The sequence below is a fragment of the Streptomyces violaceorubidus genome (assembly GCF_000717995.1).
GTDB classification, from domain to species: Bacteria; Actinomycetota; Actinomycetes; order Streptomycetales; family Streptomycetaceae; genus Streptomyces; species Streptomyces violaceorubidus.
Map to the genome: position 1 here is coordinate 702432 of NZ_JODM01000001.1, position 25515 is coordinate 727946.

Genomic DNA, 25515 nt, shown 5'->3' on the forward strand with positions numbered 1-25515 from the left:
AACCACCGTGACCACTCAGACCAAGCCCGAAGAGGCCCCGGCCGCCGCCGCGGGGGACGCGTTTCTCTCGGTGCGCGACCTCAAGGTCCACTTCTCCACCGAGGGCGGCGTCGTCAAGGCGGTGGACGGGCTCTCCTTCGACCTGGAGCGGGGCAAGACCCTCGGCATCGTCGGCGAGTCCGGCTCCGGCAAGTCGGTGACCAACCTGGCCGTCCTCGGCCTGCACGACCGCCGCAGGACCGCCGTCGAGGGATCCATCGCGCTGGACGGCCAGGAGCTGACCGAGGCCAGCGAGAAGCAGCTGGAGAAGCTGCGCGGCAAGAAGATGGCGATGATCTTCCAGGACGCGCTCACCGCGCTGTCGCCGTACTACACGGTCGGCCGGCAGATCGGCGAGCCGTACATGAAGCACAACGGGGCGTCCAAGCGGGACGCCCGGGTGCGCGCCATCGACCTGCTGCAGAAGGTGGGCATCCCGCACCCGCAGAAGCGGGTCGACGACTACCCTCACCAGTTCTCCGGCGGTATGCGCCAGCGCGCCATGATCGCCATGGCCCTCGCGTGCAACCCCGACCTGCTCATCGCGGACGAGCCCACCACGGCGCTCGACGTGACCGTCCAGGCGCAGATCCTCGACCTGCTCAAGGACCTGCAGCAGGAGTTCGGCTCCGCGATCATCATGATCACCCACGACCTGGGCGTGGTCGGCAACATGGCCGACGACATCCTCGTCATGTACGCGGGCCGGGCCGTCGAGCGCGGCTCGGTGCGCGAGGTGCTCAAGACGCCGCAGCACCCGTACACCTGGGGTCTGCTGAGCTCGATGCCGAACCTCACCTCCGACGTCGACGAGCCGCTGATGCCGATCCCGGGGTCGCCGCCCTCGCTGCTGAACCCGCCCTCCGGGTGCGCGTTCCACCCGCGGTGCGGCTTCACCGACCTGGTCTCCGGCGAGCGGTGCTCGGGTGAGCGTCCGACGCTTCCGGGCGGCCGGGCCGCCGCCTGTCACCTGACGGGTGAGCAGCGGCAGCAGGTGTTCATCGAGAAGATTCAGCCCCGGCTGGGCTGAGCGGAAACCGGCGACTGGGGCATCACCATGAGCGACAACAGCAAGACCACCACAGCGGTGGCCGACGACTTCCCGCAGCAGCGGGACGGCGACACCGCGCCGCTTCTCAAGGTCAGCGGCCTGGCGAAGCACTTCCCGATCAAGGGCGGCTTCCCGATCAAGCGCACCGTCGGCCACGTCAAGGCCGTCGACGGCGTCGACTTCGAGGTCTTCCCGGGCGAGAGCCTCGGCCTCGTCGGCGAGTCCGGCTGCGGCAAGTCGACCACCGGCCGGCTGCTGACCCGCCTGTACGAGCCGACCCAGGGCACCATCGAGTACCAGGGCAAGGACATCAGCCGGGCCAACCGGCGACAGCTGGCGCCGATCCGGTCCGAGATCCAGATGATCTTCCAGGACCCGTACGCCTCGCTGAACCCGCGGCAGACGGTCGGCACGATCATCTCGGGCCCGATGGAGATCAACGGGATCAACCCGCCCGGCGGCCGGGAGAAGCGCGTCCGCGAGCTCCTGGAGATCGTCGGTCTCAACCCGGAGCACTACAACCGCTTCCCGCACGAGTTCTCCGGCGGCCAGCGGCAGCGCATCGGGGTGGCCCGCGCGGTCGCGCTGCAGCCCAAGCTCATCGTCGCCGACGAGCCGGTCTCCGCCCTCGACGTGTCGATCCAGGCCCAGGTGGTGAACCTGCTGCAGGAGGTGCAGCGGGAGATGGGCATCGCGTTCGTGTTCATCGCCCACGACCTGGCGATCGTGCGGCACTTCTCGCAGCGCGTCGCGGTGATGTACCTGGGCAAGATCGTGGAGATCGCGGACCGCGACTCGCTCTACAACCGCCCCCGTCACCCGTACACGCACGCGCTGCTGTCGGCCGTGCCCGAGGCGGACCTGGACGCCGACAAGAAGGAGCGGATCCGGCTGGAGGGCGACGTGCCCTCGCCGATCTCGCCGCCCTCCGGCTGCCGGTTCCGCACCCGGTGCTGGAAGGCGCAGGACAAGTGCGCCACCGAGGAGCCGCCGCTCGTGCAGCTCTCCGGGAACCGTGAGGGCCACCTGACGGCCTGCCACTTCCCGGAGGAGGGCTCGACGGAGGCCAGGACCGAGGACATCGTCATGGACCCGGGCCTGAAGGCGATGGAGGACGGCGCCGACGGCGGTACGGCGGTCTCCAAGGCCTGAGCGCGACGCAGGGCGACGCCCGGGGCGGCGGCGGGAGGAGGACTCCGGCCGCCGCCCTCGCGCATGCCGCCCCCTCCTGCACCCGTCCGGAGGACACCGGCAACCCGTACGGACCGGACGGGTGTGCGCCCCCGAGTACGCCCCTCGAAGCTGGACCGGAACGGACCAGCGGACGAGTCAGGGCACGAGGAGGCACTCCATGCGCGGAGCCACGTACGCCACACGGGCCGCTTGCGCGGCGGCGGTAGTCCTCGCGGCGACGGCCTGCGGGGGCGGAGGCGGGGACGGAGGCGGCGACGGGGGCGGCGGCGGCGTGCTCAGCTCCTCCTGGGGCGACCCCCAGAACCCGCTGGAGCCGGCCAACACCAACGAGGTGCAGGGCGGCAAGGTCCTCGACATGATCTTCCGGGGGCTGAAGAAGTACGACCCCGAGACCGGCGAGGCCAAGGACATGCTCGCCGAGAAGATCGACACGTCCGACTCGATGAACTTCACCATCACCGTCAAGGACGGCTGGACCTTCAGCAACGGCGAGAAGGTCACCGCCCAGTCCTTCGTGGACGCCTGGAACTACGGCGCGAGCCTGAAGAACAACCAGCGCAACGCGTACTTCTTCGCGTACATCGACGGCTACGACAAGGTGCACCCCGAGGACGGGGGCAAGCAGAGCGCCGACACGCTCTCCGGGCTGAAGGTGACCGGTCCGCGCACCTTCACCGTCAAGCTCAACCAGAAGTTCTCCAGCTTCCCCGACACCCTCGGCTACAACGCCTTCGCGCCGCTGCCCAAGGCGTTCTTCGACGACCACGACGCCTGGCTGAAGAAGCCGGTCGGCAACGGCCCCTACCAGGTCGACAACTACACCCGCGGCTCCCAGATGTCCCTGCGCACGTGGGCCGACTACCCGGGTGACGACAAGGCGCAGAACGGCGGCGTGGACCTCAAGGTCTACACCGACAACAACACCGCCTACACCGACCTGATCGCGGGCAACCTCGACCTCGTCGACGACGTCCCGGCCTCCCAGCTGAAGAACGTCAAGAACGACCTCGGCGACCGGTACATCAACACCCCGGCCGGCATCATCCAGACCCTCGCCTTCCCGTTCTACGACAACGACTGGAACAAGTCCGGCTCCGACAAGGTCCGCACCGGCCTGTCCATGGCCATCGACCGCAAGCAGATCACCGACACGATCTTCCAGCACACCCGCACCCCGGCCACCGACTGGACCTCACCGGTCCTCGGCGAGGACGGCGGATACAAGCCGGGCCTGTGCGGGGACGCCTGCGAGTACGACGCCGAGCAGGCGAAGAAGCTGATCAAGGAGGGCGGCGGCCTGCCCGGCGGGCAGGTCAAGATCACCTACAACGCCGACACCGGCTCCCACAAGCAGTGGGTCGACGCGGTCTGCAACTCCATCAACAACGCCCTGGACAACGACCGCGCCTGCGCGGGCAACCCGGTCGGCACCTTCGCCGACTTCCGCAACCAGATCACCGGCAAGAAGATGAGCGGCCCCTTCCGCGCCGGCTGGCAGATGGACTACCCGCTCATCCAGAACTTCCTCCAGCCGCTCTACTACACCAACGCCTCCTCCAACGACGGCAAGTGGTCCAACAAGGAGTTCGACGGGCTCGTCGACAAGGCCAACGGCCAGACCGACACCGCCGAGGCCGTCAAGACCTTCCAGCAGGCCGAGGAGGTCGTCCGCGACAACATGGCCGCCATCCCGCTCTGGTACCAGAACGGCAGCGCCGGCTACTCCGACCGGCTCTCCAACGTGAAGCTCAACCCGTTCAGCGTCCCGGTCTACAACGAGATCAAGGTCGGCTGAGGGGGCGCCATGGGACGCTATGTCGTCCGGCGGCTGCTCCAGATGATCCCGGTCTTCATCGGGGCGACGCTGCTGATCTTCCTGATGGTCAACGTGATGGGCGACCCGATCGCGGGCCTGTGCGGCGACCGGGAGTGCGACCCGGCGACCGCCGCGCAGCTGCGGCACGAGTTCGGCCTCGACCAGCCCGTGTGGCAGCAGTACGCCACCTACATGGGCAACGTCTTCACCGGCGACTTCGGCACCGCCTTCAACGGTCAGCCGGTCACTGAGCTGATCAGGACGGCGTTCCCGGTCACCATCCGGCTCACCATCGTCGCGATCCTCTTCGAGATCGTCGTCGGCATCGTCCTCGGCGTCGTCACCGGCCTGCGCCGCGGCCGCCCCGTCGACACCGGGGTGCTGCTCCTGACCCTCGTCGTCATCTCCGTCCCCACCTTCGTCACCGGCCTGCTGCTCCAGCTGCTGCTCGGCGTCAAATGGGGCTGGATCGACCCGGCGGTCTCCTCCGAGGCGGCCTTCGGCGAGCTGATCGTCCCCGGACTGGTCCTCGCCTCGGTCTCACTGGCCTACGTCACCCGGCTGACCCGTACCTCCATCGCCGAGAACCGGCGCTCCGACTACGTCCGCACCGCCATCGCCAAGGGCCTGCCCCGCCACCGGGTCATCACCCGGCACCTGCTGCGCAACTCCCTCATCCCCGTCGTCACCTTCATCGGCACCGACATCGGCGCCCTGATGGGCGGCGCCATCGTCACCGAGCGGATCTTCAACATCCACGGGGTCGGCTACCAGCTCTACCAGGGCATCCTGCGCCAGAACACCCAGACCGTCGTCGGCTTCGTCACCATCCTGGTGCTCGTCTTCCTCGTCGCCAACCTCGTCGTCGACCTCCTGTACGCCGTACTCGACCCGAGGATCCGCTATGCCTGAACAGGAGCCCTACGAGCCCGAACGCGCCATCGCCGGTACCGGCATGGGCGGCACGATGGACCTCGGCGCCAGCGAGGCGGTCACGCTGGAGCAGCCGCCCGGGCCGGACGGGGCGGACCCGCGGGACAAGCCCCGCAGCCTGTGGTCCGACGCCTGGCACGACCTGCGCCGCAACCCCGTCTTCATCATCTCGGCGCTGGTCATCCTCTTCCTGGTCGTCATCTCCATCTGGCCCTCGCTGATCGCCTCCGGCAGCCCTCTCAAGTGCGACCTGGCCAAGGCCCAGGAGGGCTCCCAGCCCGGCCATCCCTTCGGCTTCAACGGCCAGGGCTGCGACGTCTACACCCGTACCGTCTACGGCGCCCGCACCTCGGTCGCGGTGGGCATCCTCGCCACGCTCGGCGTCGCCGTCCTCGGCAGCGTCCTCGGCGGCCTCGCCGGGTTCTTCGGCGGCGGCGGGGACGCGGTGCTGTCCCGGATCACCGACATCTTCTTCGCGATCCCGGTCGTCCTGGGCGGACTCGTCCTCCTCTCCGTCATCACCAGCAACACCATCTGGCCGGTCATCGGCTTCATCGTGCTGCTCGGCTGGCCGCAGATCTCCCGCATCGCCCGCGGCTCCGTCATCACCGCCAAGCAGAACGACTACGTGCAGGCGGCGCGGGCGCTCGGCGCCTCCAACTCGCGGCTCCTGCTGCGGCACATCGCGCCCAACGCCGTCGCCCCGGTCATCGTCGTGGCGACCATCGCGCTCGGCACCTACATCTCCCTGGAGGCGACCCTGTCCTTCCTCGGCGTCGGCCTCAAGCCGCCCAGCGTCTCCTGGGGCATCGACATCTCCTCCGCCGCCCCCTACGTGCGCAACGCCCCGCACGCGCTGCTGTGGCCGTCCGGGGCGCTCGCCATCACCGTCCTCGCGTTCATCATGCTCGGCGACGCGGTGCGCGACGCCCTCGACCCGAAGCTGAGGTGAGCCGCCGCATGCTGCTCGAAGTGCGCGACCTGCACGTGGAGTTCCACACCCGGGACGGTGTCGCCAAGGCCGTCAACGGCGTCGACTACGGGGTGGACGCGGGCGAGACCCTCGCGGTGCTCGGCGAGTCCGGCTCCGGCAAGTCCGTCACCGCCCAGACGATCATGGGCATCCTCGACGTCCCGCCCGGCCGGATCACCGCCGGGGAGATCCTCTTCGAGGGCCGGGACCTCCTGAAGCTCAAGGAGCAGGAACGCCGGAAGGTCCGCGGCGCCAAGATGGCGATGATCTTCCAGGACGCGCTGTCCTCGCTGAACCCGGTCCTGACCGTCGGCGCCCAGCTCGCCGAGATGTTCACCGTGCACCGCGGCATGTCCCGCAAGGACGCCCACGCCAAGGCGATCGAGCTGATGGACCGGGTCCGCATCCCGGCCGCCAGGGAGCGGGTGAAGCAGTACCCGCACCAGTTCTCCGGCGGCATGCGCCAGCGCATCATGATCGCGATGGCGATGGCCCTGGAGCCCAAGCTGATCATCGCCGACGAGCCGACCACCGCCCTGGACGTCACCGTCCAGGCCCAGGTCATGGACCTGCTCGCGGAGCTCCAGCGCGAGCTGCGCATGGGCCTGATCCTCATCACCCACGACCTCGGTGTGGTCGCCGACGTCGCCGACAAGATCGCCGTCATGTACGCGGGCCGGATCGTGGAGACGGCCCCGGTCCACGACATCTACAAGGCCCCGGCCCACCCCTACACCCGCGGCCTGCTGGAATCCATCCCGCGCCTGGACCAGAAGGGCCAGGAGCTGTACGCCATCAAGGGCCTGCCGCCCAACCTCACCCGCATCCCGCCCGGCTGCGCCTTCCACCCCCGCTGCCCGATGGCCCGGGACGTCTGCCGCACCGACGTGCCGCCCCTCTACGACGTCACGGAGTCCGACGCCGAGCGGGGCAGCGCCTGCCACTTCTGGAGGGAGTGCCTGCATGGCTGAGACCACGGAGCCGATCCTCGAAGTCCGCGGCCTGGTCAAGCACTACCCGCTGACCTCCGGCATCCTCTTCAAGAAGCAGGTCGGCGCGGTCAAGGCCGTCGACGGCGTGGACTTCGAGCTGGCCCGCGGCGAGACCCTCGGCATCGTCGGCGAGTCCGGCTGCGGCAAGTCCACGGTCGCCAAGATGCTGGTCAACCTGGAGAGGCCGACGGCGGGGGAGATCCGCTACAAGGGCGAGGACATCACCCGCCTGTCGGGCAAGGCGCTGAAGTCCGTACGCCGGAACATCCAGATGGTCTTCCAGGACCCCTACACCTCCCTCAACCCCCGCATGACCGTCGGCGACATCATCGGCGAGGCCTACGACATCCACCCGGAGGTGGCCCCGAAGGGCGACCGGCGGCGGCGGGTCCAGGAGCTGCTGGACGTGGTCGGCCTGAACCCGGAGTACGTCAACCGCTACCCGCACCAGTTCTCCGGCGGCCAGCGCCAGCGCATCGGCATCGCCCGCGGCCTGGCGCTGCGCCCGGAGATCATCGTCGCCGACGAGCCGGTCTCCGCCCTCGACGTCTCCGTCCAGGCCCAGGTGATCAACCTGATGGGCCGCCTCCAGGACGAGTTCGACCTGTCCTACATCTTCATCGCCCACGACCTGTCGATCGTCCGGCACATCTCGGACCGAGTCGGCGTCATGTACCTGGGCCGCATCGTCGAGACGGGCCGGGACGCGGAGATCTACGACCACCCCACGCACCCCTACACCCAGGCGCTGCTGTCCGCCGTGCCGGTGCCCGACCCGGAGGCCCGGGAGCACCGCGAGCGGATCATCCTGGCCGGCGACGTCCCGTCCCCGACCAACATCCCCTCCGGCTGCCGCTTCCGCACCCGCTGCTGGAAGGCGCGGGAGCGCTGCGCGCTGGAGGTGCCGGCCCTGGCCGTCCCCGCAGAGTTCCGCTCGGTCTCCGGCCCCGCGGCGCACGACTCCGCCTGCCACTTCGCGGAGGAGAAGCAGGTGGTGCCACCCGAGGGAGAGGGCGAGGGCGAGGGCAGCGGGCCGGGGTGACATGGTCCCCGGCCCGCTTACGGCACCCGCACGGCCGTACGCGGATCAGCGTCGCGCGGACGTGTGTCGGGTCCGCTTCGGCGAAGTTACCCGCGTGTCAAAGGCGTTGGCATCCGGGTGACGCGGCCGCTCACGCCGGGGCGGGCAGCGACCGCTTGAGGAAGTCCACCTGGAGCCGCAGCAGGTTCTCGGCGACCGACTCCTGCGGGGTCATGTGCGTGACCCCGGACAGCGGCAGCACCTCGTGCGGCCGGCCGGCCGCCAGCAGGGCCGAGGACAGGCGCAGCGAGTGGGCGACCACCACGTTGTCGTCCGCCAGCCCGTGGATGACCATCATGGGCCGGTGCGGCTCGGCGGCGTCTACCAGTCCGGCGTCGTCGATCAGCGAGTTGCGGCGGTAGACCTCCGGCTGCTCGCCGGGGTGGCCGAGGTAGCGCTCCTGGTAGTGGGTGTCGTACAGCCGGAGGTCGGTGACCGGGGCGCCGACGACGGCGGCGTGGAAGACGTCCGGCCGGCGCAGCGCCGCGAGGGCGGCCAGATAGCCGCCGAAGGACCAGCCCCGGATGGCGACGCGGCCGAGGTCCAGCGGGAAGTCGGCGGCGAGGGCGTGCAGCGTGTCCACCTGGTCCTGGAGCACGACGGCGGCCAGATCGTCCCTGACGGTCTTCTCCCAGGCGGGGGAGCGTCCAGGGGTGCCCCGCCCGTCGGCTACGACCACCGCGAACCCCTGGTCCGCGAACCACTGCGAGGTGAGGTGGGCGTTGTGCGCGGCCACCACGCGTTGGCCGTGCGGGCCACCGTAGGGGTCCAGGAGGACCGGGAGGGGGGCGTCACCGTGGTAGTCCGTTGGCATAAGCACGGCGCACGGGACGCGGCGTGCGCCCCCCTGGGTGAGGGTCACGCGCGGGGACAAACCGGGGTCTTCCGCATAGGACGCGATCGTCGCCGCAGGCTTTCCATCCCGCAGTACGCGCACCCGGGCCCCCGGCCGGTCCAGGGTGGCGGAGACGAGCACGGTCACGCCCCCGGCGCGAACCGCCGAGTGCACGCCGGGCTCCTGCGAGAGGCGCTCCACGCCGAGTTCGTTCACCCGGTAGACGTGTACCTCGCCGGTCTCGGCCCCGCTCTCCGCTCCGGCCGCCTCCTCGCCCGCCGAGGCGGAGACCAGCACGTCGTCGGCGCCGACGTCCAGCACCGCCCGCAGGTGCAACTGGGCCCCGGTGAGGGGCCGTTCGCCCACCGCGAGCACCCGCGCCCCACCCTCGTCGGCGATCCGCACGAGCTGACCCGTAGGGCTCCAGCAGGGCACCCCGGGGAAGAGATCAAGCCAAATTGGATCTTCGTCGGCGTGCACCATCCGGGTCGTCCCCGACGCCGTGTCCACCGCCAGGTACAGCTGGCTGCGCTGGTCGCGCGCCTGTACGAGAAGCAGCGGGGCACCCGCCGCTGACCAGTGCACTCGCGCCAGATACGGATACCGCGCCCGGTCCCAGAGGACCTCCGTGCGCCCCCCGTCGAGACCGACGACGAACAGCCGTACGTCCGCGTTGGCAGTGCCCGCCGCCGGGTACGGCACGTGGTGTGGATCACGTCCGGGGTGCGCCGGGTCGGAGATCCACCAGCGCTGGACCGGTGTGTCGTCCACGCGGGCCACCAGCAGCCGGTCCGACTCCGGGCTCCACCAGAAGCCCCGGCTGCGCGCCATCTCCTCGGCCGCCACGAACTCGGCGAGCCCGTACGTGACACCCTCGCCGTCCGCCTCGGCCAGCGCCCTGTCCCCGTCGCCCTCGGCGCCCACGACCCGCAGGGCACCCTGGGCGACGTACGCGACGTGCCGGCCGTCGGGGGAGGGGCGCGGGTCGATCACCGGCCCGGGGGTGGGCAGTTCACGCGCGGTGCCGACCCGCAGCCCGGCCGCGAAGAGCCGCCCCGACAGCGCGAAGGAGGCCAGCTCGACCGCCGCGTCGGTGGCGTAGCCCACGATCCCGGCGCCGCCCTCGCGGCTGCGCTCGCGCCGGGCCCGTTCCTCGGGCGACAGGCGCTCCTCGGCGCCGCCCAGGAGGGCGCGGGGGTCGGCGACGACGCGCTCCCCGCCCTCCTCGACGTCCAGGACCCACAGGGAATTCGCCCGGTCCGTACCGGTACCGGAACGCAGGAAGGCGACCCGTGAACCATCGGGTGCCACGGTGAACGAACGCGGCGCGCCGAGCGTGAACCGCTGGGTGCGGGCGTGCCGTTTGGGGAAGGAGTCGGACTCGGTCGTCATGCCTCGACCATATTGGCCATGCGCCCCCTTGTGCGGCTGTGCGCCGAGAGATGCGCGCGCACGGATAGTTATGATCACTAGCGCATAGTGGGTATCAACCAGGTGCCCGCTGCGTGGATTTATCTGCCCCGAGCTTTGACTGCGACCGATCCCCCGTGTCCCTGGGCCTATTGGAGGTGAGCCGCCGTGGCACTCTCGATTTCGGCGGTTGTGCTGCTGGCGATCATCGTCTTCCTGCTGGTCAAGAAGTCAGGCTTGAAGGCGGGGCATGCGGTCGTGTGCATGCTCCTCGGCTTCTACCTGGCCTCGTCGACGATCGCTCCCACGATCAGTGAGCTGACGACCAACATCGCCGGGATGATCGGGAGCATCAACTTCTGACGCCGGCGGACGTGCGGCCGGCGTCCGGTCGTCCGCCTGGCCGCCGGAGGTCAGCCCGACGATGCCGACGGCCGCGGGTCGCCCCGTGCTCCCGAGGGCGCTCCGCCCGGCGGCGGGCCGGTCGGGGCGCCGCCGGGTGCGGCGCCCCCGGGTGCGGCGCCCCCCGTGGGCTCGGTGCCGGTGTCGAGGGGGACGGTCAGCCTGGCCGTGTACCCGGCCTTCACCGAGCCGGTCACGGTGGCCAGTTGGTGGACGCCGCCGTCGTCGCCGAAGACGTTGTCGGTCTTGAGCGTGAGCCCGGCCAGGTTGCCGACGGAGGACTCGTACCCGTCGGTGGCGAAGACGGTGTCGCAGACGTCCTTCGGGAGGGCCAGCTGCGAGGTCGAAAGGCGCTTGTCGTAGTCGGTGACGGAATCGAGGTCGGGATAGACCTCGAAGTGGATGTGGGGCCAGCGGCCCGAGTAGCAGGCGGGGAAGACGCTGACGAACTCGACCCGCCCGTCGTCGTCGGTGACCTGCACGCCGCGCAGGTAGTTCTCGTCCTCGATGCCGCCGGAGTACAGGGAGTAGTCGCCGCTCCGGTCGCAGTGCCATGCGTAGACGGCCGCGCCGACGAGCGGCCGGCCGTCGTGGACGAGGTCCAGCAGGGTGAACTCGAAGGTCAGGGGGATGCCCGGGGCGGTGGTCGTCGAGCCGCCGAAGCTTGAGCGGATGTCCCGTCGGACGATTCCGTCCCGGTCCAGGACCTGGACCCCGTTGGTGCCGTCCGCGGGGTAGGGGCCGTTGGTCTCGTCGGGGATCTCGGTCGGCTCGGTCGGCTCGGAGGACGACGCTGAGGCCGTGGCCGCGGCCGAGGCGCTGCTGCCCGAGTCCGAGCCGCACGCGGCGAGCGCCGCCATGCCGCCGATCCCTCCCAGGAAGGACAGGGCCCGCCTGCGGGAGAGGGTGCCCAGGTCGAACTTCAGCCCCTGGTCGACCACCTCCTCCCCGGGGCGCGGAAGCAGACGCCCCTGGTAGGCGGGGCCGTCGGGGGTCTGGTGGGCTTTCGGCTCGCGCATGGAGCGCCTTCCGTCAGGAGGTGACAGGTCGGTGGGGGCCGCACCGGCCCCGGGAGCGGGGCACCGGTACCGACCCGTCGGGCAGCCTGGCAACGCGGTCCATGACCCGGCTCTGCGCAGGCTGTGCGCCGGCCGTGAAGGGCTGCCGCCCGGGTCGTGCCGGTGGGCAGGGCCGCGGACCCTCTCCCGTGTTGCGCCGACGCCTGCGCCGCCTCATAGGGTGGACCCATGAAGGAACTGCCCGGCCGGCGTCTGCTGCTGGTGCACGCGCACCCGGACGACGAGTCGATCAACAACGGCGTCACCATGGCCCGGTACGCGGCCGAGGGCGCACACGTGACGCTGGTGACCTGCACCCTCGGTGAGCGGGGCGAGGTCATTCCGCCCGCGCTCGCCCACCTGTCCGGGGCCGCCCTCGGCGGGCACCGCCGGGGTGAGCTGGCGGAGGCGATGCGCGCCCTCGGCGTCGAGGACTTCCGGCTGCTCGGCGGGCCGGGGCGGTTCGCCGACTCCGGGATGATGGGGCTGTCCGACAACGACGACCCCGGATGCCTGTGGCAGGCGGACGTCGACGCGGCCGCGGCGCTGCTCGTCGACGTGATCCGCGAGGTGCGCCCGCAGGTGCTCGTCACCTACGACCCGGACGGCGGCTACGGCCACCCCGACCACATCCAGGCCCACCGCATCGCCATGCGGGCGGTGGAGCTGGCGGCCGAGGCCGGGTGCCCCGTCGCCAAGGTCTACTGGAACCGCGTGCCGCGCTCCTACGCGGAGGATGCCTTCGCCCGGCTCCGGGAGGACCTGCCCGGCCTGCCGTTCGAGAAGGCGGCCGGCACCGAGGACGTCCCGGGCGTCGTCGACGACGAGCGGATCACCACCGAGATCCACGGCGAGGGCACCGCCTACGTCGCCGCCAAGGCCGCCGCGATGCGCGCCCACGCCACCCAGATCACGGTCGCCGAACCGTACTTCGTCCTCTCCAACGACCTGGCCCAGCCGCTCCTGGCCACCGAGCACTACGAACTGGTGCGCGGCGAGCGGGGCGACGGCGACGGCCGCGAGAGCGACCTGTTCGCCGGGATCGCCGGTGCTGCTGGTACCGCCGGTACCGCCGGTGTTGCCGGGACCTCCGCGACCGGGGTGGCCTCGTGAGCGGCCGCGACGAGCAGCCGGGCTCCGTACTCGCCCAGCCGCTGCGCCCGCCCTCGCCCGGACGGGCCGCCCTGTACGTCGGGCTCTTCGTGCTCGGCGCCGTACTCGGCGCGGCGGGCGCGCTGCTGCAACCGGCCTGGTTCCCCGGCGGGCTGCTGCTCGCGCTGGCCGCCGAGGCGGGGCTGTGCCTCGGGGCGGGCCGTGCCGTGGGGCGCCGGGGAGGGGCCGTCGCGCCCGCCCTCGGCTGGGCGCTCGCCGTGGTCCTGCTCACCACCAGCCGACCGGAGGGCGACTTCCTCTTCGCCGCCGGTGCCGGCTCCTACCTCTTTCTGCTCGGCGGGATCGCCGTTGCTGTGATCTGCGCCACCCTCGCGCCGGTCCGGCAACCGGACGGCGGCTCCGCCCGACTTCGCAAGTGACGTACCGCTTCGCCGTGCCATGGGCGTGCGAGTCCCGTGTGGGTTTCCCCTGCGGTCACGGGATACGCGCGAGAAGTGGCCAGTATGGTGGTGCGCGCCGCCGAGCCGCCCGTTGAAGGCGTGACGGGCGGCGGAGCCAACCGGGAGAACCTGCCTTGAGTCGTGAAACTGACAGTTCGTCCTCCGGGCCCCACGGGCGCGGCGGAGCCGCATACCCGTCGGGCACCCCGCCCTACGGGACACCCACGGCTTCCGACGCCGGTGCGGACGCGGGCCGTTCGGCCCCCCGACCGGAGGACCGCAAGACCGAGACGACGCTGACCACCCGGATCCGGATCAACATCCCCGGGTCGCGTCCCATTCCGCCGGTCGTCGTGCGCAAGCCGGTCGCGGACGGCGCCGACGCGGCCGACGCGGTTGACGCCACCGACCACACGGAGGCGGCGGCCGAGCGGCCCGCGCCCGCGTCGGCGCCGAGTGCCCCCGCGCCGTCGGCCGCCGCCCCGGAGGCTCCCGCCGAGACCGCGCAGCCCGCCGAGGAGAAGCCGACGAGCGACTGGTTCGCGCCACGCAAGTCGGGTTCCGGCAAGGGCGCTCAGGGCGGTGGCTCCACCAACGGCGCCGGTCTGCCCGGTGGTTCGACGGCGGCCCCCGGCGCCCCGGGTGCGCAGGGCGCCCGTGGGGCGGGCACCGCGGGTGCTGCCGGTGCCGGTGCGCGGCCGGGCGGCGGGAGTGGCCGTCCCGGTGGCGTCGTCGGCTCCATGAGCGCACCCGGCGGCTCCCGGCCCGGGTCCGTGGGCGGCGGCGCCGCCCGTTCCGGTGCGACCGGCGGGCCCGTCGCGCCCGGCCACGGTGGCGGCACCGGTTCCTTCGACGTGACCGAGGCGCTGGCGGCCGGCACCCTGAACGGCGGCAACGGCAACGGCAGCCGCCCGGGCGCCGACGCCGGTGGCGAGCCTCGCCGTGACGACCTGCCGTACTTCGCGGGCGAGGGGCAGGCCGCCCCGGGCCCCGGCGTCCCCGGCGGGCAGCAGAACGGCCTGAACGGGCAGTCCCCGTACGGCAACGGCCCCCAGGGCCCCGCGGGCCCGACCAGCGGTCCGGTCACCGGAGACGGCCGGCTGGCGCCGCCCCCGGCCAAAGACCTCGGCGACCTGGGAAGGCCCGGCGGCCCCGGAGCGCCGGGCGGGCAGCGCGAGCCCGCACCGACCGGACCGCGCGGCCCGCAGGGTCCCGGCGCCCCGGGCGGCCCCGGCAGGCCCGCCGGCTCCGGTCCCGGCGCGGGCCCCGGCGCCGCCCGGCCCGGCGGCGGGCTCAGCGACGACACCGCGATCCTCACCCCGCAGCGGCCGGTCCCCCCCGGCCCCGGCAACCCGGACAACGTCTCCGGCAACACGGTCACCAGCGGCATCCCCGTCGTACCGGGCGAGCGCACCGCACCGTTCCCGCCCGGGACCGGGGACGGACCGCTGCCGCACACGCCGCCCAAGCTGCCCGAACCGGTCTCCGCGCCCCCGGCGAGCTCCGCCAAGCCCGCCAAGAAGAAGGGCCGCAAGAAGCTCCCGCTGCTCGTCGGCGGCCTGGTCGTCGTCGCCGGTGTCGCCTACGGCGCCGGTCTGCTGATGAACCGCTCCGACGTGCCGAAGGGCACCACCGTGCTCGGCGTCGACATCGGCGGGGGCACCCGCGACGACGCCGTCGAGAAGCTGGACGCGGCCCTCGGCGGCCGCGCGGCCAAGCCGCTCAAGCTCACGGTGGGCGGCGACACCGTCTCCCTGAAGCCGGACCAGGCGGGCCTCCAGCTCGACACCCAGGCCACGGCCAGCTCCGCGGCGACCAGCGACTACAACCCGGTCTCCGTGATCGGCTCGCTCTTCGGCCAGAAGCGGGTCGTCGACCCGGTCATGCCCGTCGACGAGGAGAAGCTGCACGCCGCCCTGGAGAATTCCGCGAGCGGGGCCGGTTCGGTGACCGAGGGCACGATCACGTTCGAGTCGGGCAAGGCCGTGCCGGTGTACGGCAAGGCCGGCAAGGGCATAGACGTCGCCAGGTCGACCGAGGCCGTGCGGGCCGCCTACCGCGCCCAGGTGGAGACGGGCACCGCCACCGCGGTGAACGTGCCGACGACGACCAAGGAGCCCACAGTCTCCAAGGCCGAGGTCGACCGGATGCTGAAGGAGTTCGCCGAGCCGGCCATGTCGGCCAGGGTGACCGTGCAGACGGACGCCGCGCACTCCGTCCAGATGAGCCCCGAGAAGTCCCTGTGGAAGTTCCTCAGGGTCACGGCCGTCGGCGGCAAGCTCGTCGACAAGCCCGACCTGAACGCCCTCAAGGAGCTCTACGGCCAGACCTTCGACGGTGTGCTCATCACCCGGGCCAACGGCGAGAAGACGGCCGTCACCCCCCAGGACGTCTACGGCGCCATGCGCCAGGCCCTGAAGAGCAAGACCGACCGGGTGGCCGTCATCGACACCGACCCCAGCTGACCCGGGCCCGGACCAGAGGGGCGCCCGGCACTCGCCGGGCGCCCCTCTCGTCGTACCCGGCCCGGGTGCCGCATGACATCCGTCATCCGGTACCCGGGACCGCCGACACTGCCGGACGCCCGCCCGCCCCGGCCACGATGAGGGCATGACGAGGACGACGGTGGCCGGCCGCGACCCGCGCCCCGGGCGGACCGCGGCCCGGCCCCACCGGAAGGAGACGCTGGAGGCATGAGCGGCGTCGGCATCGGGCAACGCCCGGGCAACCGCAGGCAGAAGACCGTCAAGGTGATGTGGACGGCCGTCTGGCTGGCCTACCTGGGCGCCCCCGTCAGCGACCTGCTGCACGGCGGCCACGCCGTCGGTGTCCAGGTCCTCGGCTGGCTCGGCCTCGTCGTCTTCGTGGTCTGGTACATGCTGCTGCTCTTCCCCGGCGGCCGCGGCGACCGGAACCACCTCGTCCTCGGCTCCCTCGCCGCCCTCGCCGCCCAGTCCACCCTCCTCGCCCTCACCCTGGGCCGCGAGTGGCTGGTCCTCTTCGTGTACGTCGCCATCGCCTCCGGCGCCGCCCTGCCGCCGAGCCTGGCCCGCTGGACGGTCCCGGGCGCCTCGGCGCTGCTCACCGCCGTCGCGTTCGCGGTGCCGGGCGGGACCTCCTTCATCCCTGGACTGCTGCTCCCGGCGCTGCTGGGCGGCTTCGCCATGACCGGCGTGCGCGAGCTGATCCGGACCACCCTCGCGCTGCGCGAGGCCCGCGCCACCGTCGCCCAGCTCGCCGCCAACGAGGAACGGCTGCGCCTCGCCCGGGACCTGCACGACCTGCTCGGCCACTCGCTCTCGCTGATCACCCTGAAGAGCGAGCTGGCGGGCCGCATGCTCCCCGCCCACCCCGACAAGGCCGCCCAGCAGGTCGCGGACATCGAACAGGTCGGCCGCCAGGCCCTCGTCGACGTCCGCGAGGCCGTCACCGGCTACCGCCGCGCCCGCCTCGCCACCGAACTGGCGGGCGCCAAGGTCGCGTTGACGGCCGCCGGGGTGGTCGCCGCGCTGCCCGGCGAACCCGACCTGACCGGCGTCCCCGAGGAGTCCGAGACCGCCCTCGCCTGGGCGCTGCGCGAGGCGGTCACCAACGTCGTACGGCACAGCGACGCCCGGAGCTGCGTGGTGGAGCTGCTGGAGCGCCGGACGCTGGACGGCGCGGTGCTGGAACTGTCGGTGGAGGACAACGGCTCCGGCCGCGCCGCCTCCGCGAGCGCCCCGGGCAACGGGCTCACCGGCCTGACAGAACGCCTGGAGAAGGCCGGCGGCACCCTCGAAGCGGGCGCGTTCCAGCGGGGGTTCAGGCTGGTCGCCCGTGTCCCGGCGGCTCCGGCGGCCGACGTAGGATCCGGGGCATGAGCCGCACGATCAAGGTCCTGCTGGCGGAGGACCAGGCGATGGTCCGCGAGGCACTGGCCGCCCTGCTCGGCCTGGAGGAGGACATCGAGGTCGTCGCCCAGGTGGCGCGCGGCGACGAGGTGCTGGACGCCGCCCGTGCCCACGGCGTGGACGTGGCCCTGCTGGACATCGAGATGCCCGGCGCGACCGGCATCGAGGCGGCGGCCCTCGTCCATCGGGAACTCCCGGCCGTGAAGCTGGTCGTCCTCACCACCTTCGGCCGCCCCGGCTACCTGCGCAGCGCCATGGAGTCCGGCGCCGACGCCTTCCTGGTCAAGGACGCCCCGGCCGCCCAACTCGCCGAAGCGGTGCGCAAGGTGCTGGCGGGCGAGCGGGTCATCGACCCGACCCTGGCGGCGGCGGCCCTCGCCGAGGGCGCCAACCCCCTCACCGACCGCGAACGCGAGATCCTCCGCGCCGCCGCCGACGGCTCCACCAACGCCGAACTCGCCACCGCCCTCCACCTCTCCCAGGGCACGGTCCGCAACTACCTCTCCACGGCCATCCAGAAACTGGCGGTCAGGAACCGGGCGGAGGCGGTCCGGGTGGCGAGAAACAAGGGTTGGCTGTAGGGGCCCGCCGGGGTCGGGGTCCGCCCAGGCCGCGGGCAGTCGTGCCGCTGGGCTCAGTTCAACATCGCCCGAGCCGCCCGCGCCTCCCGGCGCACCCCCTCGGCGGCATCCTCGTCCACCGCCCCCACCACCTCCGCGTACGCCTCCAACTCCCCGGCCCCCGCCAGGAAGTCCCCCCGCTGCACCAGCAACCGCGCCCGCTCGTACCGCAACCGCGCCGCGTGCGCCGGCAACAGCAGCGCCAGCTCGACCGCCCACAGGCCCACCGCCGACTGCTCCGGCCGCCTGGCCGCCCACGCCCGGACGTTGTTCAGCACCCGGGCCACGACGTCCAACGGCGCCGCGGGCTCCAGCATCGACGGCCGCAGCTTTGCCCCCGTCGCCCCGGCGACCAGCACCTCCGCGTCCTGCCTGCTCAGCAGCCGCCCCCCGTCGAAGGGGTCGACGAGCACCCGCTCCTCCAGCGACCCGCCCCCCGGCCCCGACTCCGCCCCGAACCCGACCACGAAGTGCCCCGGCAGCGCGACCCCGTACACCGGCGCCCCCGCCCGCCTGGCCACCTCGATCCACACCACCGACAGCAGGATCGGCAGCCCGCGCCGGCGCCGCAGCACCTCGTGCAGCAGCGAGGACTCCAGCCGCTGGTAGTCGGCCCCGGCCCCGTGGAACCCGTACCGCCCGCCGAGCAGGTCCCGCAGCGCGACCGCCCAGGCCCGCGGCGTACCCGGCCGGAACGGCAGTTGTCCGGCCAGCCGGTCCAGTTCCACCTGCGCGGCGTCCAGCCCCGGCTCGTCCAGCGTCCCGTCCCCCTCCGCACCCACCAGCAGGCACAGCGTGGCCAGGTCGGGCCGCTCGGACCGCGCCTCTTCGGCGAACCGCCGCCGCAGTTCGGCCGAGCGTTCCGGCGAGGGGGGCTGGGGTGGATGAGGATGGCGCATGGCCGGCTCGTGCCCTTTCACAGCGATGTCACGATGGATGTCACGACGGATGTCACGACGGATGTCACGACGGATGTCACGGCGGATGCCGCGGCGATCACCGGTCCGTCCGTCCCGGCGTCCCCGGCTCCCGGTGGTGGTGGTACGCGTGGTGCGCCGCGAAGCCCGCCCCGGCGTACAGCGCCCGGGCCCCCGCGTTGTCCGTCTCCACCTGGAGCCACGCCGCCGACGCGCCCTCGTCGAGGGCCCGCCGGGCCAGCGCGGCCAGTACGGCGGTCGCGAGCCCCCGGCGCCGGTGCGCGGGGTCGACCTCGACGGCCGCGAAGGAGGCCCAGCGCCCGTCCACGACACACCGTCCGATCGCCGCCGGGGTACCCGCCGCGTCCGCACCAAGCACCTTGGCGAACCACACGGACGGGCCCGATCCCAGCACCCGCAGGGCCACGCCGCTGACACCCCTGCGCCCGTACCGGGCCAGCCACGCCTCGTCCGCCTCCCGGGACAGGACCACCCCGGTGCCCTCGGCCAGATCGGCTACCGGAGCGAGCCCGCCCGTCCAGACCTCGGCCGACACCTCCCGGCCCCAGCCCCGCCGCTCCAACTCCGCGCACAGCGACTCCTGCGTGCCGTCGGCGCCGGTGGCGGTCTGGACGTACGCGGGCAGCCCCCGCTCGCCGTACCAGCGGCGTACGGACGTCAGCGCCTCGTCGAGCGGCAGCCCTGGATCGCCGAGCGGCAGCACGGAATTGGCCCGCCGGGTGAAGCCCCCGGCCGCCCGCAGCTCCCACCCGCCGAGCCGCTCGCTCTCCACCGGGAGCCAGGCCCGCGCGGCGACCCGCACCAGCTCCTCGTAGGAGGCGGCCGGACCGCGACGGCGGGCGGGCGCGGCCGGCACGACCTTCCCCGCGACCAGTGCGGACTCCGCGACACGGACGGATTCGCCACTCTTTCGTGTGATCAGCAGCACACCGTCGGTCCATGATGTGAGAACACCGACCGTGTCGGTGAACTTCTCACCCGCGACACCAGCTTCGCTCAAGCGCCGTACGGAGACTCGTTTGCCCACGTCAGTAGCGGTGATACGGACCTCAAGTCGCCCTGCGGCAGAGAATTCCACGGGTCTGTCCACCCCTCCTGTTCGGATCATGCCCAAGAACGGAGATACTAGGGGCGGGCATCGACGACGCCGCGCTCCCGCGCGCCAGGCGGCGGAGCCTGAGGAGGCCTCGCCAGCGCCCTATCGAGGAGGAACGACAGCGTGACCTACGTCATCGCGCAGCCTTGTGTCGACGTGAAGGACAAGGCGTGCATCGAGGAGTGCCCGGTCGACTGCATCTACGAGGGCCAGCGGTCCTTGTACATCCACCCGGACGAATGCGTCGACTGTGGTGCCTGTGAGCCGGTCTGCCCGGTCGAGGCGATCTTCTACGAGGACGACACTCCCGTGGAGTGGAAGGACTACTACAAGGCGAACGTCGAGTTCTTCGACGAGCTCGGTTCGCCGGGCGGCGCCAGCAAGCTGGGGCTGATCGAGCGCGACCACCCCTTCGTCGCCGCGCTGCCGCCGCAGAACCAGTAAGAGCGGCCCGCACACACGCGCCGCCTCGGTCCCGTACGGCCTGATCACCCCGATCGGCGCCGCACGGGACCGAGGCGTTTGCCGTGCCGGACGCTCACGAGGAAAGGGAGCCACCCACCGTGTCCGCAGTCTCCGACCGACTTCCCACCTTCCCCTGGGACAAGCTGGAGCCGTACAAGAAGACGGCCGCGGCCCACCCCGGCGGCATCGTCGACCTCTCGGTCGGCACCCCGGTCGACCCGGTCCCCGAGCTGATCCAGAAGGCTTTGGTGGACGCCGCGGACTCCCCGGGCTATCCCACCGTCTGGGGCACCCCGGCGCTGCGGGACGCCCTCACCGGCTGGGTGGAGCGCCGCCTCGGCGCCCGCGACGTCACCCACCGCCACGTGCTCCCCGTCGTCGGCTCCAAGGAACTCGTCGCCTGGCTCCCGACCCAGCTGGGCCTCGGCCCCGGCGACAAGGTGGCCTTCCCGCGCCTGGCCTACCCGACCTACGAGGTCGGCGCGCGCCTGGCCCGCGCGGAGTACGAGGCGTACGAGGACCCGACCGAGCTGGACCCGGCGGGCCTGAAGCTCCTCTGGCTCAACTCCCCGTCGAACCCGACCGGCAAGGTGCTCTCCAAGGGCGAGCTGACCCGGATCGTGGCCTGGGCCCGTGAGCACGGCGTCCTCGTCGTCTCCGACGAGTGCTACCTGGAGCTGGGCTGGGAGGCCGACCCGGTCTCGGTCCTGCACCCGGACGTCAACGGCGGCTCGTACGACGGCCTGGTCGCCGTCCACTCCCTCTCCAAGCGCTCCAACCTCGCGGGCTACCGCGCGGCCTTCCTGGCCGGCGATCCGGCCGTCCTGGGCCCGCTCCTGGAGATCCGCAAGCACGGCGGCATGATGACCTCGGCGCCGACCCAGGCCGCCGTGGTGGCGGCCCTCGGCGACGACGAGCACGTCCGCCTCCAGCGCGAGCGCTACGCGGCCCGCCGCGGCGTCCTGCGCGAGGCCCTGCTGGGCGCCGGCTTCCGCATCGAGCACAGCGAGGCCAGCCTCTACCTCTGGGCCACCCGCGAGGAGTCCTGCTGGCACACGGTCGCCCACCTCGCCGAACGCGGCATCCTGGTGGCACCGGGCGACTTCTACGGCCCCGCGGGCGAGAACTTCGTCCGCGTGGCCCTGACGGCAACGGACGAACGCGTCCAGGCAGCGGCCGAGCGCCTGAAGAACTGACCCCGCTGGGTGCCCACAGCCCCCGACGCCGGGCGACGGCCAAGAGACGCCCACCGCACAGGCGTAGGAAACATGAAAACGCCGGGGCCCAGGAATCAACCCTGGGCCCCGGCGCCGCTCGACAAGCCCGGCGCTAGCCGATCGGCAGCCCCTGCACCGGCAGCGCCCCCTTGCCCAGCGCGTCCGTCGGCAGCCCACCCTTCGTGGCGGTCGAAGCCGTGTCACCCACGAGGTCCCCGGCGGAGCCCGCCGCGTCCCCGGCCGCGTTCTGCGCCGCCGGGGTGGCCTTCTTGACGACCGACCCACCGGTCTTGCCGGCGGCCGGCACGGCCTTCTTGACGGCCTTGCCGCCGGTGTCGCCCGCGGTCTCGGTGACGTTCTGGGCCGCGGAGGCGGCGGTGTTGCCGACGTTCGCCCCGTCCAGGGCGGTCAGCCCCCCGAGGTTCGGGGTGGCCGGCAGTTCGGGAGCCGCGCTGGCGGAGCCGGCCGCACCGACCCCGGCAGCCGCTCCCGCAGCGACGAGCAGCGCGGCACGGGCGATCCGGCGGGTCAGGGGGAGGGACATGATGCTCCTTCGACGTAAGTCGACGACAACGATGGGAAATCCGACCGGGCCCGCAGGGCGACCGGTGAGTGATCGACCGGGCTCGGACGCAGTGACTACCGCTCGAGAGCCGGGAAGGTTGCGGCGACCCAACGTAAAGAGTTGGTAATGCGTCGCATTATCAGGTGCACAGAAAAACGGGCAAAAGGGCGCTGGTCGGAAAGTCTGCTGAATCCTTACGGCCCTTGAATTTCCCGGCCTCCGACGCGTTCGGGGGTGCGGGCGCGAAAGCCCGCGCTCCGCGTGGACGCGTCTCACTCGCACAGATGACGCTTCGTACGGGCGCGCTAGCTCACGGACGTGATCCGCACCGGTCCCGCCGCCCGCTCCGCGCCCTTGGCGCCCGCGGTGCCCGTCGGCTTCCACCTGCTGTCCGTGTTGCCCGCGGTCCACTCCCGGCCCGCGTAGGTGACCCGCTGGATGTGCAGCGAGGAGGCGTTGGCCACCGCCCAGTGCGCCAGCTGCCAGCCGCGCCGCCCGCGCTCCTCGGCCGAGCCGGAACCGGTGCCGCCGGTCGCCGGCAGCGTCACGGTCCGCCCGTCGGAACCGGCCGCGGGCCGGGAGGAGGTCGCGGGCCGGGGGGAGGTCGCGGGCCGGGAGGAGGTCGCGGGCCGGGGGGAGGTCGCGGGCCGGGGGGAGGCGGCGGCGCCCACGTCCGCGCCCGCGGTCCCGAGCACGTCCTGCCCGAAGTCCCGCACCAGCGCCGCGCGTACCGCGTCCGGACCCGTCTCGCGGGCCGTGCCGAAGAGCCCGTCACAGGTCAGCGTCGCCGCGGACCGCCCGGTGAGCGCGGCGGCGAGCAGCTCGGCGCCCGGTTCGTGCTGGGCGTAGGCGTACGGGAAGGCGCTGCGCTGCACGCGCTGGGCGGCGTCGGTCAGCGGAAGGTCCAGGTAGCCGGGCACCTCGACCAGGTGGTCGTAGAACAGGCCCGCCGAGTAGATCGGGTCCATGATCTCCGCGGGCCTGCCCCAGCCCTGCGAGGGCCGCTGCTGGAACAGACCGAGCGAGTCCTTGTCGCCGTGGTCCACGTTGCGCAGCGTCGACTCCTGCAACGCGGCGGCCAGCGCGATCGTCACGGCCCGCTCGGGCAGCCCCCGCGCGGTGCCCACGGCGGTGATCGTCGCCGCGTTCACCGCCTGCTCCGGCGTGAACTCGTAGCTCGCCCGGCCGCCCTCGCCGCCGGTCACCCTGCACCCCGGGGCGCCCGCGCCGCCGGTGACGTACTGCACCGCCAGATATCCGGCGACCGCGACGAGGACCAAGGAGGCGGCGCCCGTACGGGCGAGGCGGCCACGGCGTTTGCGGGGTGGGGACGGCTGGAGCACGCGTACAAGGTACTGGAGGGTAGGGTCCGGTGTCCGCCGGGTACGCGCGCTGCCCGAAAGGGCAGGGCGTTAGGGTCGGGGCCATGGCCGATACCCCGCTTGACCTCACGCTGGACGCCGCGGAGCTTACCGCGCGACTCGTCGACCTCCCCTCCGAGAGCGGCACCGAGAAGCCCCTCGCGGACGCGATCGAGAGCGCCCTGCGGGCCCTGCCCCACCTGTCGGTCGAGCGGTTCGGCAACAACGTCGTGGCCCGCACGGACCTGGGCCGGGCGGAGCGCGTGATCCTGGCCGGGCACATCGACACCGTGCCGATCGCGGACAACGTCCCCTCCCGCCTCGACGCGGACGGCGTCCTGTGGGGCTGCGGCACCTGCGACATGAAGGCGGGCGTCGCCGTCCAGCTGCGCATCGCGGCCACCGTCCCCGCCCCCAACCGCGACCTCACCTTCGTCTTCTACGACAACGAGGAGGTCGCCGCCGAGCTGAACGGCCTGAAGCACGTCGCCGAGGCCCGTCCGGAGTGGCTGGAGGGCGACTTCGCGGTGCTCCTCGAACCGTCCGACGGCCAGGTGGAGGGCGGCTGCCAGGGGACGCTGCGGGTGCTGCTGAAGACGGCGGGGGAGCGGGCGCACTCCGCGCGCTCCTGGATGGGCTCCAACGCCATCCACGCCGCCGCCCCGATCCTCGCGCGCCTGGCGGCGTACGAACCGCGCTACCCCGTCATCGACGGACTGGAGTACCGCGAGGGCCTGAACGCGGTCGGCATCACCGGCGGCGTCGCGGGCAACGTCATCCCCGACGAGTGCGTGGTCACGGTCAACTTCCGCTACGCCCCGGACCGGAGCCCGCAGGAGGCGCTCGCCCATGTGCGCGAGGTCTTCGCGGACTGCGGGGTGAGCGAGTTCGTGGTCGACGACCACAGCGGCGCGGCCCTGCCCGGCCTGTCGCACCCGGCCGCGGCGGCCTTCATCGAGGCGGTGGGCGGCACCCCGCAGCCGAAGTACGGCTGGACCGACGTGTCCCGCTTCTCCGCGCTCGGCGTCCCGGCGGTCAACTACGGCCCCGGCAACCCGCACCTGGCGCACAAGCGCGACGAGCGGGTCGAGGTGGCGAAGATCCTCGCCGGTGAGGAGCGCCTGCGCTCGTGGCTGACGGCTTGATCCACCCCGGGTTTACGCGGACGCGTGGCGGACATGCTGAGGTCCCTCGTACGTAACCCGCGTAGATCTACGCTGAGGTGGAAGAACCTGCGACTGGAGGGAGCGCCCATGCCTACTGGCAACCCCGAGGGCAAGAAGCGGCCACCGGAGGAGCAGCGCCTGGGCCCTGTCCTCCGGCGGCGGGGCCAGGTCCAGAAGAGCACCACGGACCAGCGCCTGCTGGACGAGCGCGCTCCGACCGACTGGGTCCACACCGACCCGTGGCGCGTCCTGCGCATCCAGTCGGAGTTCATCGAGGGCTTCGGCACGCTCGCCGAACTCCCGCCCGCGATCAGCGTCTTCGGCTCCGCCCGTACGCCGGTGGACTCGCCGGAGTACGACGCGGGCGTCCGACTGGGCCGCGGCCTGGTGGAGGCGGGCTTCGCCGTCATCACCGGCGGGGGGCCCGGCGCCATGGAGGCGGCCAACAAGGGCGCCCTGGAGGCGAAGGGCACGTCGGTCGGCCTCGGCATCGAGCTGCCCTTCGAGCAGGGGCTCAACGCGTACGTCGACATCGGCCTGAACTTCCGTTACTTCTTCGTCCGCAAGATGATGTTCGTGAAGTACGCGCAGGGCTTCGTCGTGCTGCCCGGCGGCCTGGGCACCCTGGACGAACTCTTCGAGGCCCTCACCCTGGTGCAGACCCAGAAGGTGACCCGCTTCCCCATCGTCCTGTTCGGCTCGGAGTACTGGGGCGGCCTGGTGGACTGGATCCGCGGCACCCTGGTGGCGCAGGGCAAGGCCGCGGAGAAGGACCTCATGCTCTTCCACGTCACGGACGACGTGGACGAGGCCGTGGCCCTGGTCTCCAAGGAGGCGGGCCGGTAGCGGCCGGCCACGGG

23 protein-coding genes are annotated in these 25515 nt (G+C 72.4%); 17 read left to right on the forward strand and 6 right to left on the reverse strand.

Annotation, left to right across the window (positions count from 1 at the left end; genetic code table 11):
* Positions 1 to 7: 7 nt before the first annotated feature.
* The 7 genes from IE94_RS0103265 (at position 8) to IE94_RS0103295 (ending at position 8040) form a co-directional block, all read left to right on the forward strand.
* On the forward strand, positions 8 to 1069 hold the full coding sequence (locus IE94_RS0103265; protein ID WP_030145829.1) for an ABC transporter ATP-binding protein: 1062 nt from the start codon (positions 8 to 10) through the stop codon (positions 1067 to 1069).
* A gap of 27 nt (positions 1070 to 1096) precedes the next feature.
* Positions 1097 to 2242: an ABC transporter ATP-binding protein gene (locus tag IE94_RS0103270; protein WP_030145830.1), complete on the forward strand. Its 1146-nt coding sequence runs from the start codon at positions 1097 to 1099 to the stop codon at positions 2240 to 2242.
* 199 nt (positions 2243 to 2441) lie between these two features.
* Positions 2442 to 4079: a peptide ABC transporter substrate-binding protein gene (locus IE94_RS0103275; protein ID WP_030145831.1), complete on the forward strand. Its 1638-nt coding sequence runs from the start codon at positions 2442 to 2444 to the stop codon at positions 4077 to 4079.
* A gap of 9 nt (positions 4080 to 4088) precedes the next feature.
* Positions 4089 to 5012 (forward strand): ABC transporter permease, encoded by a 924-nt coding sequence (locus tag IE94_RS0103280; RefSeq protein ID WP_030145832.1) that lies wholly within the window; start codon positions 4089 to 4091, stop codon positions 5010 to 5012.
* A complete protein-coding gene (locus tag IE94_RS0103285) occupies positions 5005 to 5985 on the forward strand; it encodes an ABC transporter permease (RefSeq protein WP_030145833.1) in 981 nt (326 codons plus the stop codon). The genes IE94_RS0103280 and IE94_RS0103285 overlap by 8 nt, the downstream gene beginning before the upstream one ends.
* Positions 5986 to 5993: 8 nt before the next feature.
* Entirely contained in the window at positions 5994 to 6977 is a 984-nt protein-coding gene (locus IE94_RS0103290) for an ABC transporter ATP-binding protein (protein ID WP_030145834.1), read from the forward strand.
* A complete protein-coding gene (locus IE94_RS0103295; RefSeq protein WP_030145835.1) occupies positions 6970 to 8040 on the forward strand; it encodes an ABC transporter ATP-binding protein in 1071 nt (356 codons plus the stop codon). The genes IE94_RS0103290 and IE94_RS0103295 overlap by 8 nt, the downstream gene beginning before the upstream one ends.
* Positions 8041 to 8170: 130 nt before the next feature.
* Here the strand turns inward: IE94_RS0103295 and IE94_RS0103300 are convergent, their stop codons facing one another.
* Positions 8171 to 10306, reverse strand: coding sequence for a prolyl oligopeptidase family serine peptidase (locus IE94_RS0103300; RefSeq protein ID WP_030145836.1), 2136 nt, complete (start codon positions 10304 to 10306; stop codon positions 8171 to 8173).
* A 186-nt stretch (positions 10307 to 10492) separates the two neighbouring features.
* On the opposite strand from IE94_RS0103300, the gene IE94_RS0103305 reads away from it, so the two are divergent.
* Positions 10493 to 10687: a hypothetical protein gene (locus tag IE94_RS0103305; RefSeq protein WP_030145837.1), complete on the forward strand. Its 195-nt coding sequence runs from the start codon at positions 10493 to 10495 to the stop codon at positions 10685 to 10687.
* A gap of 50 nt (positions 10688 to 10737) precedes the next feature.
* Here IE94_RS0103305 and IE94_RS0103310 read toward each other — a convergent pair whose 3' ends face one another.
* A complete protein-coding gene (locus tag IE94_RS0103310; RefSeq protein ID WP_037921505.1) occupies positions 10738 to 11745 on the reverse strand; it encodes an intradiol ring-cleavage dioxygenase in 1008 nt (335 codons plus the stop codon).
* 228 nt (positions 11746 to 11973) lie between these two features.
* Between IE94_RS0103310 and mshB the strand changes: the two genes are divergently transcribed.
* The 5 genes from mshB (at position 11974) to IE94_RS0103335 (ending at position 17808) form a co-directional block, all read left to right on the forward strand.
* Positions 11974 to 12897, forward strand: a complete 924-nt coding sequence (mshB, locus tag IE94_RS0103315; protein ID WP_030145839.1) for an N-acetyl-1-D-myo-inositol-2-amino-2-deoxy-alpha-D-glucopyranoside deacetylase — start codon at positions 11974 to 11976, stop codon at positions 12895 to 12897.
* Complete coding sequence (locus IE94_RS0103320) at positions 12894 to 13316, forward strand: DUF6113 family protein (protein WP_030145840.1); 423 nt, start codon at positions 12894 to 12896, stop codon at positions 13314 to 13316. The genes mshB and IE94_RS0103320 overlap by 4 nt, the downstream gene beginning before the upstream one ends.
* A gap of 155 nt (positions 13317 to 13471) precedes the next feature.
* Positions 13472 to 15802, forward strand: a complete 2331-nt coding sequence (locus IE94_RS0103325; RefSeq protein WP_030145841.1) for a membrane protein — start codon at positions 13472 to 13474, stop codon at positions 15800 to 15802.
* 228 nt (positions 15803 to 16030) lie between these two features.
* On the forward strand, positions 16031 to 17197 hold the full coding sequence (locus IE94_RS0103330) for a sensor histidine kinase (protein ID WP_030145842.1): 1167 nt from the start codon (positions 16031 to 16033) through the stop codon (positions 17195 to 17197).
* Positions 17194 to 17808 carry a response regulator transcription factor gene (locus tag IE94_RS0103335; protein WP_030145843.1) on the forward strand — a complete coding sequence of 205 codons (615 nt, stop codon included), beginning with the start codon at positions 17194 to 17196 and terminating at the stop codon, positions 17806 to 17808. The genes IE94_RS0103330 and IE94_RS0103335 overlap by 4 nt, the downstream gene beginning before the upstream one ends.
* Before the next feature lie 53 nt (positions 17809 to 17861).
* Here the strand turns inward: IE94_RS0103335 and IE94_RS0103340 are convergent, their stop codons facing one another.
* A complete protein-coding gene (locus IE94_RS0103340) occupies positions 17862 to 18746 on the reverse strand; it encodes a transglutaminase-like domain-containing protein (RefSeq protein ID WP_030145844.1) in 885 nt (294 codons plus the stop codon).
* Positions 18747 to 18843: 97 nt separating this feature from the next.
* Complete coding sequence (locus IE94_RS0103345) at positions 18844 to 19863, reverse strand: GNAT family N-acetyltransferase (RefSeq protein WP_037921508.1); 1020 nt, start codon at positions 19861 to 19863, stop codon at positions 18844 to 18846.
* Between the two features lie 141 nt (positions 19864 to 20004).
* Here IE94_RS0103345 and fdxA point away from each other — a divergent pair, with 141 nt between their 5' ends.
* The gene (gene fdxA / locus IE94_RS0103350; protein ID WP_030145846.1) at positions 20005 to 20325 is read left to right on the forward strand and encodes a ferredoxin; all 321 of its coding nucleotides are present in this window, start codon (positions 20005 to 20007) and stop codon (positions 20323 to 20325) included.
* Between the two features lie 119 nt (positions 20326 to 20444).
* Positions 20445 to 21542: a bifunctional succinyldiaminopimelate transaminase/glutamate-prephenate aminotransferase gene (locus tag IE94_RS0103355; protein ID WP_030145847.1), complete on the forward strand. Its 1098-nt coding sequence runs from the start codon at positions 20445 to 20447 to the stop codon at positions 21540 to 21542.
* 133 nt (positions 21543 to 21675) lie between these two features.
* Here the strand turns inward: IE94_RS0103355 and IE94_RS0103360 are convergent, their stop codons facing one another.
* On the reverse strand, positions 21676 to 22107 hold the full coding sequence (locus IE94_RS0103360; protein ID WP_030145848.1) for a hypothetical protein: 432 nt from the start codon (positions 22105 to 22107) through the stop codon (positions 21676 to 21678).
* A 326-nt stretch (positions 22108 to 22433) separates the two neighbouring features.
* Positions 22434 to 23471: a VldE C-terminal domain-containing protein gene (locus IE94_RS0103365; protein WP_078606383.1), complete on the reverse strand. Its 1038-nt coding sequence runs from the start codon at positions 23469 to 23471 to the stop codon at positions 22434 to 22436.
* A gap of 83 nt (positions 23472 to 23554) precedes the next feature.
* Between IE94_RS0103365 and dapE the strand changes: the two genes are divergently transcribed.
* Positions 23555 to 24634, forward strand: a complete 1080-nt coding sequence (dapE, locus tag IE94_RS0103370; RefSeq protein ID WP_030145850.1) for a succinyl-diaminopimelate desuccinylase — start codon at positions 23555 to 23557, stop codon at positions 24632 to 24634.
* 108 nt (positions 24635 to 24742) lie between these two features.
* Positions 24743 to 25501: an LOG family protein gene (locus tag IE94_RS0103375; RefSeq protein WP_030145851.1), complete on the forward strand. Its 759-nt coding sequence runs from the start codon at positions 24743 to 24745 to the stop codon at positions 25499 to 25501.
* The last annotated feature ends 14 nt before the right edge of the window (positions 25502 to 25515 follow it).

Bases quoted from the DNA above. Each gene is read 5' to 3' on its own strand.
- IE94_RS0103270 (WP_030145830.1), top strand. From the start codon at position 1,097: ATGAGCGACAACAGCAAGACCACCACAGCGGTGGCCGACGACTTCCCG.
- IE94_RS0103275 (WP_030145831.1), top strand. From the start codon at position 2,442: ATGCGCGGAGCCACGTACGCCACACGGGCCGCTTGCGCGGCGGCGGTA.
- IE94_RS0103280 (WP_030145832.1), top strand. From the start codon at position 4,089: ATGGGACGCTATGTCGTCCGGCGGCTGCTCCAGATGATCCCGGTCTTC.
- IE94_RS0103285 (WP_030145833.1), top strand. From the start codon at position 5,005: ATGCCTGAACAGGAGCCCTACGAGCCCGAACGCGCCATCGCCGGTACC.
- IE94_RS0103290 (WP_030145834.1), top strand. From the start codon at position 5,994: ATGCTGCTCGAAGTGCGCGACCTGCACGTGGAGTTCCACACCCGGGAC.
- IE94_RS0103295 (WP_030145835.1), top strand. From the start codon at position 6,970: ATGGCTGAGACCACGGAGCCGATCCTCGAAGTCCGCGGCCTGGTCAAG.
- IE94_RS0103300 (WP_030145836.1), bottom strand. From the start codon at position 10,306: ATGACGACCGAGTCCGACTCCTTCCCCAAACGGCACGCCCGCACCCAG.
- IE94_RS0103310 (WP_037921505.1), bottom strand. From the start codon at position 11,745: ATGCGCGAGCCGAAAGCCCACCAGACCCCCGACGGCCCCGCCTACCAG.
- mshB (WP_030145839.1), top strand. From the start codon at position 11,974: ATGAAGGAACTGCCCGGCCGGCGTCTGCTGCTGGTGCACGCGCACCCG.
- IE94_RS0103330 (WP_030145842.1), top strand. From the start codon at position 16,031: ATGAGCGGCGTCGGCATCGGGCAACGCCCGGGCAACCGCAGGCAGAAG.
- IE94_RS0103335 (WP_030145843.1), top strand. From the start codon at position 17,194: ATGAGCCGCACGATCAAGGTCCTGCTGGCGGAGGACCAGGCGATGGTC.
- IE94_RS0103340 (WP_030145844.1), bottom strand. From the start codon at position 18,746: ATGCGCCATCCTCATCCACCCCAGCCCCCCTCGCCGGAACGCTCGGCC.
- IE94_RS0103360 (WP_030145848.1), bottom strand. From the start codon at position 22,107: ATGTCCCTCCCCCTGACCCGCCGGATCGCCCGTGCCGCGCTGCTCGTC.
- dapE (WP_030145850.1), top strand. From the start codon at position 23,555: ATGGCCGATACCCCGCTTGACCTCACGCTGGACGCCGCGGAGCTTACC.
- IE94_RS0103375 (WP_030145851.1), top strand. From the start codon at position 24,743: ATGCCTACTGGCAACCCCGAGGGCAAGAAGCGGCCACCGGAGGAGCAG.